At 59.8% G+C, this 13,653-nt stretch carries 12 protein-coding genes; 5 read left to right on the top strand and 7 right to left on the bottom strand.

What is annotated here, in order from left to right:
- Nucleotides 1–108 precede the first annotated feature (108 nt).
- From ABWV79_RS17300 to ABWV79_RS17290, 3 genes are read left to right on the top strand one after another with little or no spacing between them, the layout of a single operon-like run.
- Entirely contained in the window at nt 109–1,062 is a 954-nt protein-coding gene (locus ABWV79_RS17300) for an alpha/beta hydrolase (RefSeq protein ID WP_353393507.1), read from the top strand.
- A 60-nt stretch (nt 1,063–1,122) separates the two neighbouring features.
- Nucleotides 1,123–1,632 carry a nuclear transport factor 2 family protein gene (locus ABWV79_RS17295; RefSeq protein WP_353393505.1) on the top strand — a complete coding sequence of 170 codons (510 nt, stop codon included), beginning with the start codon at nt 1,123–1,125 and terminating at the stop codon, nt 1,630–1,632.
- 10 nt (nt 1,633–1,642) lie between these two features.
- The gene (locus tag ABWV79_RS17290; RefSeq protein ID WP_353393503.1) at nt 1,643–2,338 is read left to right on the top strand and encodes an SDR family NAD(P)-dependent oxidoreductase; all 696 of its coding nucleotides are present in this window, start codon (nt 1,643–1,645) and stop codon (nt 2,336–2,338) included.
- A gap of 553 nt (nt 2,339–2,891) precedes the next feature.
- Here the strand turns inward: ABWV79_RS17290 and ABWV79_RS17285 are convergent.
- Complete coding sequence (locus ABWV79_RS17285) at nt 2,892–5,174, bottom strand: adenosylcobalamin-dependent ribonucleoside-diphosphate reductase (protein ID WP_353393501.1); 2,283 nt, start codon at nt 5,172–5,174, stop codon at nt 2,892–2,894.
- A gap of 129 nt (nt 5,175–5,303) precedes the next feature.
- On the opposite strand from ABWV79_RS17285, the gene ABWV79_RS17280 reads away from it, so the two are divergent.
- A complete protein-coding gene (locus ABWV79_RS17280; RefSeq protein ID WP_353393499.1) occupies nt 5,304–5,735 on the top strand; it encodes a DUF1489 family protein in 432 nt (143 codons plus the stop codon).
- Here the strand turns inward: ABWV79_RS17280 and hisG are convergent.
- Genes hisG through hisS form a run of 3 tightly spaced genes read right to left on the bottom strand, consistent with a single transcriptional unit; the run spans nt 5,732 to nt 8,997 of the window.
- A complete protein-coding gene (gene hisG, locus ABWV79_RS17275) occupies nt 5,732–6,421 on the bottom strand; it encodes an ATP phosphoribosyltransferase (protein ID WP_353393497.1) in 690 nt (229 codons plus the stop codon). The genes ABWV79_RS17280 and hisG overlap by 4 nt on opposite strands.
- A complete protein-coding gene (locus tag ABWV79_RS17270; protein ID WP_353393495.1) occupies nt 6,418–7,506 on the bottom strand; it encodes an ATP phosphoribosyltransferase regulatory subunit in 1,089 nt (362 codons plus the stop codon). The genes hisG and ABWV79_RS17270 overlap by 4 nt, the downstream gene beginning before the upstream one ends.
- A 3-nt stretch (nt 7,507–7,509) precedes the next feature.
- Nucleotides 7,510–8,997 (bottom strand): histidine--tRNA ligase, encoded by a 1,488-nt coding sequence (gene hisS, locus ABWV79_RS17265; RefSeq protein WP_353393493.1) that lies wholly within the window; start codon nt 8,995–8,997, stop codon nt 7,510–7,512.
- A gap of 124 nt (nt 8,998–9,121) precedes the next feature.
- Between hisS and ABWV79_RS17260 the strand changes: the two genes are divergently transcribed.
- Entirely contained in the window at nt 9,122–9,316 is a 195-nt protein-coding gene (locus ABWV79_RS17260; protein WP_170352274.1) for a SlyX family protein, read from the top strand.
- A gap of 4 nt (nt 9,317–9,320) precedes the next feature.
- On the opposite strand, the gene ABWV79_RS17255 is transcribed toward ABWV79_RS17260, so the two are convergent.
- The 3 genes from ABWV79_RS17255 to dnaE form a co-directional block, all read right to left on the bottom strand.
- Complete coding sequence (locus ABWV79_RS17255; protein ID WP_170753497.1) at nt 9,321–9,686, bottom strand: YmgD family protein; 366 nt, start codon at nt 9,684–9,686, stop codon at nt 9,321–9,323.
- 5 nt (nt 9,687–9,691) lie between these two features.
- A complete protein-coding gene (locus tag ABWV79_RS17250) occupies nt 9,692–9,904 on the bottom strand; it encodes a YMGG-like glycine zipper-containing protein (RefSeq protein ID WP_353393490.1) in 213 nt (70 codons plus the stop codon).
- A gap of 77 nt (nt 9,905–9,981) precedes the next feature.
- The gene (dnaE, locus tag ABWV79_RS17245; RefSeq protein ID WP_353393488.1) at nt 9,982–13,482 is read right to left on the bottom strand and encodes a DNA polymerase III subunit alpha; all 3,501 of its coding nucleotides are present in this window, start codon (nt 13,480–13,482) and stop codon (nt 9,982–9,984) included.
- Between the last annotated feature and the right edge of the window lie 171 nt (nt 13,483–13,653).

Raw genomic sequence — 13,653 nt, 5'->3', positions numbered from 1 at the left:
AATCTTTCAAAAACGCGGCAGTCCGGTGCAAGTTTCCCTGCCACCGGCGGCCTATCTCATATGTCATCGGGCTTGAGCCCATCCAGACAGATTTTGGGAGATACCGCTATGAAGACACTCACTCTGACAACTGCCGCAGCGCTGATGGCATCAACAGCCGCCGTTGCTCAGGTAGAAACCCGCACAGTCACGTTCGAGAACGAAGGCGCTACCCTGTCCGGCACGCTGTACCTGCCGGAAGAGCGTGGATCTGAACCGCTGCCCACAGTAGTCGTAACCGGGGCCTGGACCTCGGTTCAGGAACAAATGCCTGCGAACTATGCCCGCGAGATGGCCGAGCGCGGCTTTGCTGCCTTCACCTTTGATTTCCGCGGCTGGGGCAAATCGGGTGATCTGCCGAACAACGTGCGCTTTGTCGAAAGCCCAGAGGCGAAGACATCGGACATTAAAGCAGCGATCGCATTCGTCGCGACCCTGCCCGAGGTGGACGCCGATCACATCAACGGCCTGGGGATCTGCGCCTCGGCCGGGTACATGGTCGATGCAGTCTCTGGCAATCCGCTGGTTCAGCGGCTGGGTCTGGTTGCACCTTGGTTGCAGAACGCCCAGATCGTTGAGGCGGTTTATGGCGGTGCAGAAGGTGTCGCAGGGCTGATTGAAGTGTCCCATGCCGCCGAGGCCGCTGGCGGCCAGATCATTCCTGCCGCAGGCCCAGAGGGTGCCGAGGGCGTGCTGATGCCAATCGGCGGATACTACTATGAGGCCGACCGTGGCGCGATCCCGGAATATGACGACAAGTGGAACAATGCGGGCTGGGAAGGCTGGCTGACCTATCATCCCGCCGACAATCCCCAGCGTTTGGATAAACCGCTGGCCATTGTGCACTCGGAAAGCGCGGCGATTCCGCAAGGCGTTCAGACCTTCCTTGCCGATTTCGCAGGCGAGGCGACCGCGCAATGGCTGGAGGATGTGACGCAGTTCGACTTCTACGACAATCCCGAGGATGTCACCCGCGCAGCCGACACCGTCGCTGACCACTTCCGCGCCAGTACAAGCAACTAAGACCTGTCGGGACGCCGAGCAATCGTTCGGCGTCCACCCTCAACTATTCGGAGTATCCTCATGCGTAGAAAACTCACATCGACCCTTGCGGCCGTCTCCATGATCGGAACCGCAGTGTTTGCTGAACAACAGGCCGATATCTCGACCGCTATTACCGACATCGCGGCAGGCGCTGACCGCCACGACTGGACCCGTGTACGCGGCGCGTTTGCCGATACCGTCACGACGGATTACACCAGCCTCTGGGGCGGAGACGCGGTCACGCAACCCGCCGACGCGCTTGTGGCGGGCTGGTCCGCGTTTCTGCCCGGTTTCGACGCGACGCACCATATGGTGACCAATCACACCGTCACCTCCCTGTCCGATATATCCGCCACGGCACAGGCGGATTTCACCGCAACCCATCGTCTTGATGACGCCTTGTGGGTGCTGGGTGGTCGCTATGACTATGAGCTTGAGAAATCAGACGATCGCTGGGTTGTCACATCAATGACCATGACTGCAATCTGGGAATCTGGTGACCGTGGGCTTGTGGCTCTTGCCGGCCAGCGCGCCGCTGAAGCGAATTGAAGGAAGGACCATGACCAGCCAGCGCATCGCACTCGTGACCGGCGCCAATCGCGGTATCGGCAAAGAAGTCTCACGGCAATTGGCCCATGACCATGGGATGAAGGTTCTGATCGGTGCACGCGATCTGGCAAAAGGGCAAGCTGCTGCGGATGAAATCGGATATGGGGCGGAAGCCTTGCAACTGGATGTCTCTAGTCCGGACTCTGTCGCGGCTGCCTTCTTCTTGATGGTTGAATCGGTCTACGGCCGCCTTGATGTCTTGGTGAACAATGCGGGCGTGGACTATGACACCGACCAAGAGGTCCACCTCGCCGATCTTGACCGGGTGCGTCAAGCGTTTGATACGAACCTTTTCGGCCCTTGGGATACCACGATTGCGGCGGTACCACTGTTAAAACGAGGAACAGATGCCCGGATCGTCAACGTGTCCTCTGGTGCGGGATCGCTGACCAGCATGTCCGCCGGAACGCCCGGCTATGGCGTGTCCAAAGCGGCTCTGAACGCGCTGACCGTCAAGACCGCAGCCGCATTGAAACCTCATGGCATTCTCGTCAACGCCGTTTGCCCCGGTTGGGTCGCCACAGATATGGGTGGCGGTGGACGGCCGGTTTCCGAGGGCGCAAAAGGTGTTGTCTGGGCTGCGACCTTGTCGAAATATGGCCCGACCGGTGGGTTCTTTCGCGACGGCGTCGCAATCAATTGGTAGGTTCAGCCCGGTGTAACGAAATCAATCAGCTTCCTGACCCGCGCTGGCAATAGGCGGCGGTTGGGATATACGGCGAACAAATCCCGCGTCAAAGGTGTGGCACCTGTGACTTGCAGCTATTGCAACTCACGGTCTACCATGTCCAAAGGCAACATCGCGGCACCCAATTTACGGCGAGCTGCCTGCGCGATGACATTAAGGTCGGTTAGACTGTGCGCGGTGTGCATTGGGTGCAAAGTTTCCCCGCTTTCACGAACCCAAGGCTAACCAGCCGTTAGGTCGGACGAAGCAAGAAAGTCATATCTGGATACCGGCCCGTCCACCCCTTCGCGCGCGGACGAAACCCAAACCGGCGCATAAAATGCGTCTTTGCGCACGCCAGCTTTGTGCGGAGCGCGCGCCAAGGCGCAGATACTCCACAAAACAACCCGATTTCGTTGAAATTGCCACTGCCTCAAATGCAGTGGCAAAGTTTTGACGATCAAAGTTGCAGTTTTAGCTGGTTAGATTGCAAACAGACGCTGATTTTCGCAGTTCCACAGCAGTCTAAATTTTATCCGCACTTAGAGTGGCCGCAACTGCGGCAGGTCATGCAGCCTTCGATCATTGCCATGTCGAACTGCCCGCAGGACGGGCACGCTTTGCCACGCGGAGCATCCATATTGACGACCTGCGCCTGCGGATCTGATTTCAGCCCCATGCCCTCGCCTTCAAGGAAACCGATATTGATCAGGTGCTGCTCGATCACGCCGCCAATCGCAGCAAGTATCGAAGGGATGTACTTGCCTTTAACCCACGCGCCGCCGCGTGGATCAAAGACGGCTTTCAGCTCTTCGACCACAAAGGACACATCTCCTCCACGACGGAACACGGCCGAGATCATCCGCGTAAGCGCCAGCGTCCAGGCGTAATGCTCCATGTTCTTCGAGTTGATGAACACCTCAAACGGACGGCGACGACCACCAATGACGATATCGTTGATGGTCAGATAGATCGCGTGTTCGCTATCGGGCCATTTCAACTTGTAAGTCGATCCCTCCAGCGATTGCGGGCGGTCCAGTGGTTCGGACATATAGACAACCTCGCCGCCATCCACCTGATGCGGGGCATCGGCGCTTTCGCCGGGGGCTTTGTCGGCGCTTTCGGACACTGTCAGGACCGAGCCGGTCACGTCATTCGGGCGATAGGTCGTGCAACCTTTGCAGCCCTGATCCCAGGCCTGCATATAGACGTCTTTGAAGGCGTCAAAGCTGATGTCCTCGGGGCAGTTGATGGTTTTCGAGATCGAGCTGTCGATCCATTTCTGCGCGGCGGCCTGCATCTTAACGTGGTCAGACGGGGAAAGCGTCTGCGCGTTCACAAAATAATCGGGCAAAGCTACATCGCCGAATTTGTCGCGCCACATCTGCACGGCATAATCTACTACTTCTTCCTCGGTGCGCGAGCCATCCTTTTGCAATACCTTGCGCGTGTAGGCGTAGGCAAAGACCGGCTCGATCCCCGAAGACACGTTCCCTGCATAGAGCGAAATCGTCCCAGTCGGCGCAATTGAGGTCAGCAGCGCGTTGCGGATGCCATGTTCGCGGATCGCGTCACGAACGTCTTCATCCATTTGCTGCATGTTGCCGCTGGCCAGGTATTTTTCGGCGTCAAACAGCGGGAACGCACCCTTCTCCTTCGCCAAATCGACCGAGGCCAGATAGGCGGCGCGGGCGATCGCATGCAACCAGCGCTCGGTCTGACGCGCCGCTTCGTCGGACCCATAGCGCAGGCCCAGCATCAAAAGCGCGTCCGCCAGCCCTGTCACGCCCAAGCCAATCCGGCGCTTGTCCTGTGCTTCGGCTTCCTGCTCGGCCAGCGGGAATTTCGACGCGTCCACAACATTGTCCATCATGCGCACAGCCGTAGCGACCAGCTCTTGCAAGGCGGCCTCATCCAGATGCGCCGTATCCACGAACGGGTCCGCCACCAGTCGCGCCAGATTGATCGAACCCAACAGGCACGCACCATAAGGCGGCAAGGGCTGCTCGCCACACGGGTTCGTCGCGGCGATGGTTTCCACATAGCTCAGGTTGTTGGCCTTATTGATGCGGTCGATGAAGATCACACCCGGCTCGGCATAGTCATAGGTGGCCTGCATGATCTTGTTCCACAGATCGCGTGCCTGAACTGTGTGATAAACCTTGTCACCAAAGACCAGTTCCCACGGGCCATCGGCCTTGACGGCCTCCATGAACGGATCCGTCACCAGAACCGACATGTTGAACATGCGCAGGCGGGCCGGGTCAGATTTCGCGGTGATGAACTGTTCGATATCAGGGTGATCGCAGCGCATGGTCGCCATCATCGCCCCACGACGCGAGCCTGCGGACATGATCGTCCGGCACATCGCGTCCCACACATCCATGAACGACAAAGGTCCAGAAGCATCCGCCGCCACGCCTTTTACATCCGCCCCCCGCGGGCGGATGGTCGAGAAATCGTAACCGATCCCCCCACCCTGCTGCATTGTCAGCGCGGCCTCTTTCAGCATATCGAAGATACCGCCCATGCTGTCTGGCACGGTGCCCATGACGAAACAATTGAACAGGGTCACCTGACGCGCTGTACCTGCACCCGCAGTGATGCGACCAGCGGGCAGATATTTGAAATCTTCCAGCGCCTCATAGAACTTATCCTCCCAATGGGCCGCGTCATCCTCGACCCGCGCCAGATCGCGGGCTATGCGTCGCCAGCTATCCTCGACCGTCTGGTCGATGGGCGTGCCATCCGCTTCTTTAAAGCGGTATTTCATGTCCCAGATCTGCTCGGCGATGGGGGCGGCAAAGCGGCTCATTGGTGATTCCCTGTTTTGAAAGAGGTATCCAGATTACCGCAATTCACATCCAAACCACAACACCTTGATGACGCCGCATAGCGAGCTACAATATAAAGGTGGACCTTGGGACGACTCTGTGGGAAAGCTGTGGATAAGTACGTAAACCTCATCAAACTGTCCGTCGGATCGGAAAGCGTTGATACGCTGATGGCGTGGCAGGACAGTCGTCGGCCGCTTTACGAGGACGGCTGCCCGCGCCATGTCACCCGCATGTGGCCAAAGCGTGAGGCCGAGATTTTGAACGGCGGATCTATCTATTGGGTGATCAAGGGCGTGATCCAATGTCGTCAGCGCATCCTGCGTCTGGATGAGGTCCGGGGAGAGGACGGCATCCGCCGCTGCGCCATCGTGCTGGACCCGCAGGTCCATCGCACCCAGACCGCGCTCAAACGCCCATTCCAGGGCTGGCGCTATCTCAAACCCGAGGACACCCCCGCCGACCTGCCGGAAGGGCGAGAACAGGATGATGCCTTGCCCGACGATCTGAATCGCGCGCTGGCCGAAATCGGCGTGCTTTAGCGCAGACGATCCAGCAATGCGTTCAGCGTGGCCTTTGTCTCGGGGTCACATTTCGCCACCCGGCTGCGCCACAGTGTTGCCTGCGATTGCAGGATCAGCCCGTCGGTCAGGATTTCAAGATGGTTCGCCCGCAGCGTCTCGCCGGTAGATGTGATATCGGCAATCGCCTCGGCGGTCTCATTCATCACCGTTCCCTCGGTCGCGCCCTGGCTATCGACCAGAGTGTAATCGGCAACTCCCGCATCGGTCAGAAACTCGCGCACCAACCGGTGGTATTTAGTGGCAATCCGCAGCCGATGCCCGTGGGTCTTGCGAAACGCCGCTGCCGCCGCGTCCAGATCATCCAGCGTGTCTACATCAACCCAGCAAGCAGGTGTCGCGATGATCAGGTCGGCCTTACCGAACCCAAGCTGCGAGATCTCCTCAACCTGTTGTTCCCAGCGGGGCAGCTTTTCATGCACCAGATCAATGCCGGTGACACCCAGATGAATGCGCCCGGCGGCCAGTTCGCGCGGGATTTCCCCAGCAGACAGCAGGATCAGAGAGACCCCGTCGATGCCCTCGACCTTACCCGCATATTCCCGGTCCGATCCGCTGCGCGACAGAGTGATGCCGCGCTTTTCGAACCAACCAAAGGTCTTGTCCATCAACCGGCCCTTCGAGGGCACGCCCAGTTTCAGGCTCATCGCGCGTCCTCCTCGATCTCAAGCATCAGGTCGGGGCGGATGACACCGCCCACCGCCGGAATTTCGGCCCCATTCCCCAACTGCCGCGTCAGCGCGTCATAGCGCCCTCCGGTTGCGATTGGGGGCAGATCAGGGCGGCCTTCGGCATAGAAGCCAAAGACAAACCCGTCATAATATTCCATCGAGGTGCGGCCATAGGCGGCCTCGAAATCCAGACGTTCCACATCCACGCCACGGGCCTGCAGTGAGGCAATCCGCGCTTCAAGCCGGTCCAGCGCCGGAGTGATCTGCGGCAGGTCCACCGCCACGTCGCGCAGCTGTTCCAACGCAAAGGGCATGGTCTCACGCACGTTCAGCAAGGTTTCCAGCCCAACCAGTTCGTTGTCGGAGATGGGCGGTGTGTCGCGATCTTCGCGCAAGGCAGCGATCCGCGCTTCGATCTCGGAGGCACGGCGCTTGCCGATCATTGGGATGCCCGGATCCAGGGGATTTTCCGCATCCAACAGGCTGTCGCGCCCTTCAGGTCCCGGTTTGCGACCGGCAAAGCGGTCCAGCAGCACCCGGAAGCGACGAGGCCGCCACAAGTGCCGCATCAGCGCCGCCTTGCGCCGGTCTGTGGTCTTAAGGCCCTCGACAGCGGCAGTCAGGATGCCGATATCCCCGGTCGCGGCGCGCAGAGGCAGCCCGCGCAATTGCAGCGCGAACAGCGAAAACACCTCAGCATCCGCGCCTGCAGGATCGTTGCGGTCGAACACTTCGTAGCCGACCTGAATGTATTCATTCGAGCGATCAGGGTCATGCTCCTGACGGCGGAATACCTCGCCTGAATAGGTGTATCGGGCAGGCTCGGCCCCGTCGGACATGTGCATCTGCACCACGGGCAGGGTGAAGTCCGGGCGCAGCATCTGCTCGCCCCGCAGCGCGTCTGATGTCACATAGGCACGCGCGCGGATATCTTCACCATAGAGGTCCAGCAGCGTGTCGGCCGGTTGCAGCAGTGGCGGGTCCACGACCTGCGCGCCCGCTGTCTCGAACCTCACGCGCATCATCGCGGCGCGGGTCTGTATCTGGGAACGGTTGGGCATGGGTCAGTCCTGACTGTCCAGAATTTCGCGCACCTTGGCGACCAGATCGCCGCGCGGAACTTCGAACTGGCTGGGGCGTTCTTTCCATTCCTCAAGCGTGGCGCTTTCGGCGATCTTGGCCCCAAGGATCAGGTCCTTGATCTGCACGATCCCATTGGCTTTTTCATCGCCCCCTTCGATCACCGCGATGGGCGAGTTCCGCTTGTCCGCATATTTCAGCTGATTGCCAAAGTTCTTGGGGTTGCCCAGATAGACTTCGGCCCGGATGCCTGCATTGCGCAGCTCGGCCACCATCGCCTGATAATCGGCCATGCGGTCGCGGTCCATCACGGTTACAACCACGGGACCAGTCGCCTGCGCGGCAATCCGGCCCTTTTCGCGCAGGGCGGCCAGCAACCGGTCAACTCCAATGGACACGCCAGTCGCAGGAACTTCCTGCCCGGTGAAGCGCTTGACTAGATCGTCATAGCGCCCGCCGCCGGAGACCGATCCGAATTGCCGCTTACGGCCTTTCTCGTCGAAAATCTCAAAAGTCAGCTCGGCCTCATAAACCGGGCCGGTATAGTACCCGAGGCCCCGAACGACCGACGGGTCAATCTCGATCCGGTCCGAGCCATAGCCGCCCGCATCAAGCAGAGCGCCGATCTGTTCCAATTCGGCAATCCCATCCGCGCCGATCTTGCTGTCGCCCACAGCAGCACGCAGGTTGGCCAGCGTTCCGGCGGTATCTGCAGCCTTTGAGGTCAGGAATGCAATCACTGGCTCGGCCTGATCGTCGCTCAGACCAACACCGTCGATAAACGCGCCCGATGCATCCAGTCGGCCTTTGGTCAGCAGCTCACGCACACCGGCCTCACCTACTTTGTCGAACTTGTCGATGGTGCGCAGAACATTGTCGCGGGCGGCGGCATCTTCGCCCAGACCCATCGCCTCGAGCACGCCGTTCAGAACTTTGCGGTTATTCACCCGCACCAGATAGTCGCCGCGGGGGATGCCCACGGTCTCCAACGTGTCCGACAGCATCGCGCAAATCTCGGCGTCGGCAGCCATCGAGGCTGTGCCCACCGTATCCGCATCGCATTGATAAAACTGACGATACCGCCCCGGCCCCGGCTTTTCATTGCGCCAGACCGGACCCATCGCATAGCGGCGGTAAGGCGTCGGCAGGTCGTTGCGGTGCTGCGCGTAGACACGGGCCAGCGGCGCGGTCAGGTCATAGCGCAGGGCCATCCAGTCGCCGTTCCCGCCGTCGTCAAACTCCTGCCACGCAAACACACCCTCGTTCGGGCGATCCACATCGGGCAGGAACTTGCCCAACGCCTCGACCGTCTCAACCGCGCTGCTTTCCAGAGCGTCAAACCCGTACCGATGATAGACATCCGCAATCGTCCGCAGCATCTCGGTGCGCTGCCAGACTTCCTGGCCGAAATAGTCGCGGAACCCTTTCGGCGTGACGGCCTTGGGGCGGGGCTGTTTCTTGGGCTTGGCCATGTGGGGCGTCCTTGCGGTTCATGTTCCGCGCGCGGTCTATCCCATGGCCCGCATCGGGGCAAGGCGCGCTTTCACTGGTGTTGAGGTCAAAGCGCCGCTATGACCACGCCCAAAGGAGAGCCCCATGCAGCATCTGGAAGAGCAGATCGCCCACCTGACCCGCACGGTTGAAGAGCTGAACACGGTCGTCACAACCCAACAGAGCGAGATCGATCGCCTGACCCGGCGCGTCGAGATGCTGTTGCAGCGCGAGGCTGAACGGGCGCAGGAAGGATCAGGTGGGGTCGTGTTCGGAGACGAACGCCCGCCGCATTACTGACTGCTTATAACCCCAGCGTCGTTTTCACCGCATTGTCGACCACACCTCCCAAAAGAGCGTTCTTGTCCGCAGCGCAGCCTTCGGAAAGCGCCGCTATGAAGGCTTCACGCAATTGGGCCTTTTCCTCATCGGTAGTTGCGTGATCTTCGATATTGATCTGACGGTTATATAGCGACAGGGCCGTCATTTTCCCGACGACCTCTACGACAAAGGCTTCGTCTCCGTCTGCCTCTTCGGCAATCGACGCGCAGGTATAGTGCATCACTGGCAATGCATCCTGCACCATCTGTTCAGCCGCCTCATCCGCCGCAGCGAAAGTTGGCGTTATTAAGAGCACGGCGCTTAGGATCAGTCCGGAGGTGTTCATCATGGCTCTCATTTCCAATTATGCCCGATGATCGCACCAGCTACGCCGCCGATTGCTGCGCCCTTGCCGTCTCCGACCAACGCCCCAACACCGGCCCCGATGAGCGCACCTTCGATTGTCTGCTTTTTCTTCTTGTCATCAGCCACCCCTGCCGAGGCAAATGCCAACGACGCCAAAGCAGCAAGCGCAACAGTTCTGAACCCGAGACCTAAAATCACCATGTCAAATCCTCCTTTGGCCCGAAACCGACCGAAGTCAGCCTAGCCCGAGGGACTGTGTCTGGCAACAAAAGGCGGGGTCAGAACTCCTCGACCGACATCACGCCTTCCAGCGATTTGATCGCGCCTTTAATTTGCGGATTGATGGGGAAGTTCTGGCCCAGATCCATCTCGACCTCGCCGGGCAATCCGGGCGCCATCAGCAGCAATTGGATAGGCCCGCGCACGGCGTTTTTGGCCGCGCCAACCGCGTCCTCTAGCACTTTGGCCACGGTAGGCAGGGCCTGTTCCTCGTCCACAAAGATGCGCAGGCCGGTCGCACCCGCCTCGGCCACGACCGTATCCACCGGGCCGACAGAGCGGCCAAGCAGTTTCAGCTGATCAGCTTCCATTGTGGCCTCGGCGGTTAGTACAACTTGCGCGCCGGTTTCTAGATACTCGCGCGATTTCTCCAGCGTTTCCGAGAACAGCGTGACCTCATACGCACCGCTGGGGTCCGAAAGCTGCGCAAAGGCAAACCGGTTGCCGCGCGCCGATTTCCGCTCCTGCCGACCGGCAACAACACCGGCCATCTTGGCGATGAACGGACCCGAACGTGCCTTTTCCGTCACCTCGTCCAGCGTCATGACCTGCTTGCGTTTCAGCGCAGGCATATAGTCGTCCAGCGGATGGCCCGAGAGGTAAAAGCCGATGGCCTTGAATTCCTCGCTCAGCCGTTCTGCGGGCAACCAATCGGGCGTGGGCGACAGGCGCGGTTCGGGCAGGTCATCGCCCGCCTCACCAAACAGCGACACTTGGTTCGAGTTCTTCTGTTCGTGGATCGCCGCCGAATACTGCACCAGCGGATCAAGGCTTTCGAACACACGGCGGCGGTTCTTGTCCAACTGATCGAACGCGCCCGCCCGCGCCATCATTTCCAACGGGCGTTTGCCGACCTTTTTCAGATCAACCCGGCGGGCGAAATCGAACAGGTTCACAAAGGGCTTTTCCGCGCGACCATCGACCACCAGGTTCATCGCCTCAACGCCCACGTTTTTCAAGGCGCCCAGCGCATAGACAAGCTCTCCGTTCACCACATCGAAGGTCGCTTGAGATCGGTTCACGCAGGGCGGCACATAGGGCAACTCAAGCCCTTTGCGGACCTCTTCGAAATAGACGGCCAACTTGTCGGTCAGGTGGATATCGCAGTTCATGACACCGGCCATGAACTCGACCGGGTGGTTCGCCTTCAACCAGCCGGTCTGGTAGCTGACCACCGCATAAGCCGCCGCGTGAGATTTGTTGAAGCCGTAATTGGCGAATTTCTCCAGCAGGTCGAAAACCTCGCTGGCTTTCTTGGCATCCACGCCGTTTTCACCCGCGCCCTTTTCGAATTTGGGGCGTTCGGCATCCATCGCCTCTTTGATCTTCTTACCCATCGCGCGGCGCAGCAGGTCGGCACCACCAAGGGAGTACCCAGCCATGACCTGAGCGATCTGCATCACCTGTTCCTGGTAAACGATGATGCCCTGTGTTTCCTCAAGGATATGGTCGATCAGCGGATGCACGGATTCAATTTTCCGCAACCCGTTCTTGACCTCGCAATAGGTCGGTATGTTCTCCATCGGGCCGGGACGATACAGCGCCACAAGGGCGACAATATCCTCGATACAGGTCGGCTTCATGCGCTTGAGCGCATCCATCATGCCCGAGGATTCCACCTGGAACACCGCCACCGTCTTGGCGGCGGAATAGAGCTTATACGTCGCCTCGTCGTCCAGCGGGATGGCATTGATCTGGTTCTCGGCCCCATCGGCGGGTTCATAGAGTTCCGTGCCATCCGCCGCGATGTGCAAAGGCCGCCCGGACTTGAAGATGATATCCATCGCGTTCTGAATCACGGTCAGCGTCTTCAGGCCCAGAAAGTCGAACTTAACCAGCCCGGCCTGTTCCACCCATTTCATGTTGAACTGGGTCGCAGGCATGTCGGATCGCGGATCCTGATACAGCGGCACCAGCGCGTCCAGAGGCCGGTCGCCAATCACCACCCCCGCCGCGTGGGTCGAAGCGTTACGCAACAGCCCCTCGACCTGTTGGCCATAGGTCAGAAGCCGGTCCACCACCTCTTCGTTCCGCGCCTCTTCGCGCAGGCGGGGTTCGTCTTTCAGAGCCTTTTCGATGGAAACAGGCTTTACGCCCTCGACCGGGATCATCTTGGACAGGCGGTCCACCTGCCCGTAGGGCATCTGCAGCACCCGCCCGATATCACGCACAGCGGCCTTGGATAGCAGCGCACCAAAGGTGATGATCTGCCCCACCTTGTCGCGGCCATATTTCTGTTGAACATAGCGGATCACCTCTTCGCGGCGATCCATGCAGAAGTCGATATCGAAGTCGGGCATCGAGACCCGCTCGGGGTTCAGAAACCGCTCGAACAGCAGCGAATACCGCAACGGATCAAGGTCGGTGATCGTCAGCGCATAGGCCACCAAGGAGCCCGCACCCGAGCCCCGCCCCGGCCCAACCGGAATGTCGTGATCCTTGGCCCATTGGATAAAGTCGGCAACGATCAGGAAGTAGCCGGGAAAGCCCATCCCTTCGATAATGCCAAGCTCAAAATCCAGCCGTTCCTGATATTCTTCCGCGCTCACCGCATGAGGGATCACGGCCAGACGTTTCTGAAGGCCCTCATTGGCGATTCGGCGCAGCTCAGCCACCTCATCATCGGCAAATTTCGGCAGGATCGGATCGCGGCGATAGGCCATGAACGCGCATCGCTTGGCGATTTCGACCGTGTTATCAATCGCCTCGGGCAGATCGGCGAACAGCGTCACCATTTCCTGCTGCGACTTGAAATAATGCTGCGCGGTCAGGCGGCGGCGGCCGTCCTGTTGGTCGACATAGGCGCCCTCGGCGATACAGATCAGCGCGTCATGCGCCTCATACATGTCGGTGGTCGGGAAATAGACGTCATTGGTGGCGACCAGCGGCAGGTTCTTGGCATAGGCCATCTCGACATGGCCGCGCTCGGTCAGGCGTTCGGCTTCGGGCTGGCCACCCTCGCCCGGATGGCGCTGCAATTCGATATACAGCCGATCCGGGAACATTGCTGCCAGCCGATCCACCAGAGCCTCCGCCGCCGGGCGCTGGCCCTGTTGCAGCAGCATCCCCACCGGCCCGTCCGGCCCGCCGGTCAAGCAGATCAAGCCGTCCGAGCGATCCGCCAACTCCTCCAACGTGACCTGCGGCAACTGCCCGCCCTTGTCCACATAAAGGCAGGAACTCAGCTTCATCAGGTTCTCATACCCCACCTCAGACTGCGCCAGTAGCACCAGCGGCGCGGGAGCTTTGGGCTTTTCCCCCGGCTGCGCTTGCAGGTAGGTCAGATCGACCTGACAGCCCATGATCGGCTGCACGCCGGCCCCGCTGGCGGTCACGGAAAACTCCAACGCCGAGAACATCGAATTGGTGTCAGTAACGGCGACGGCGGGCATATCGGCCTTTTCACACAGGCCAGGCAGCTTTTTGAGCCGCACGGCCCCTTCCAGCAGGGAATATTCTGTGTGAACACGAAGGTGGATGAATCGAGGAGTGCTGCTCATGAAGCCCAAGCTATCCCAGCTAGGCGCGCGGCAAAAGCGGGAACCGCATAGATGGAATGCCTAAAAAATCAGCTTAGATTATTCGGCTTTTCCAGAAGGTGCTTCGGCAGCAGCAATGCCCCAAGAAGGCAAAACACTTTAATTTCAAAGCTCTGTGCGGTAGACACCAAT

It is taken from the genome of Ruegeria sp. HU-ET01832, from assembly GCF_040371315.1.
GTDB lineage: Bacteria > Pseudomonadota > Alphaproteobacteria > Rhodobacterales > Rhodobacteraceae > Ruegeria > Ruegeria lacuscaerulensis_A.
The sequence above is the reverse complement of the archived record's forward strand: the minus strand, read 5'-3'. Positions and strand labels throughout refer to the sequence as shown.

Excerpts from the sequence above, each read along its gene's own strand:
- ABWV79_RS17270 (WP_353393495.1), bottom strand. The coding sequence starts at position 7,506 with ATGCCCAACCGTTCCCAGATACAGACCCGCGCCGCGATGATGCGCGTG.
- ABWV79_RS17295 (WP_353393505.1), top strand. The coding sequence starts at position 1,123 with ATGCGTAGAAAACTCACATCGACCCTTGCGGCCGTCTCCATGATCGGA.
- hisS (WP_353393493.1), bottom strand. The coding sequence starts at position 8,997 with ATGGCCAAGCCCAAGAAACAGCCCCGCCCCAAGGCCGTCACGCCGAAA.
- ABWV79_RS17255 (WP_170753497.1), bottom strand. The coding sequence starts at position 9,686 with ATGATGAACACCTCCGGACTGATCCTAAGCGCCGTGCTCTTAATAACG.
- dnaE (WP_353393488.1), bottom strand. The coding sequence starts at position 13,482 with ATGAGCAGCACTCCTCGATTCATCCACCTTCGTGTTCACACAGAATAT.
- ABWV79_RS17260 (WP_170352274.1), top strand. The coding sequence starts at position 9,122 with ATGCAGCATCTGGAAGAGCAGATCGCCCACCTGACCCGCACGGTTGAA.
- ABWV79_RS17290 (WP_353393503.1), top strand. The coding sequence starts at position 1,643 with ATGACCAGCCAGCGCATCGCACTCGTGACCGGCGCCAATCGCGGTATC.
- ABWV79_RS17285 (WP_353393501.1), bottom strand. The coding sequence starts at position 5,174 with ATGAGCCGCTTTGCCGCCCCCATCGCCGAGCAGATCTGGGACATGAAA.
- ABWV79_RS17300 (WP_353393507.1), top strand. The coding sequence starts at position 109 with ATGAAGACACTCACTCTGACAACTGCCGCAGCGCTGATGGCATCAACA.
- hisG (WP_353393497.1), bottom strand. The coding sequence starts at position 6,421 with ATGAGCCTGAAACTGGGCGTGCCCTCGAAGGGCCGGTTGATGGACAAG.
- ABWV79_RS17250 (WP_353393490.1), bottom strand. The coding sequence starts at position 9,904 with ATGGTGATTTTAGGTCTCGGGTTCAGAACTGTTGCGCTTGCTGCTTTG.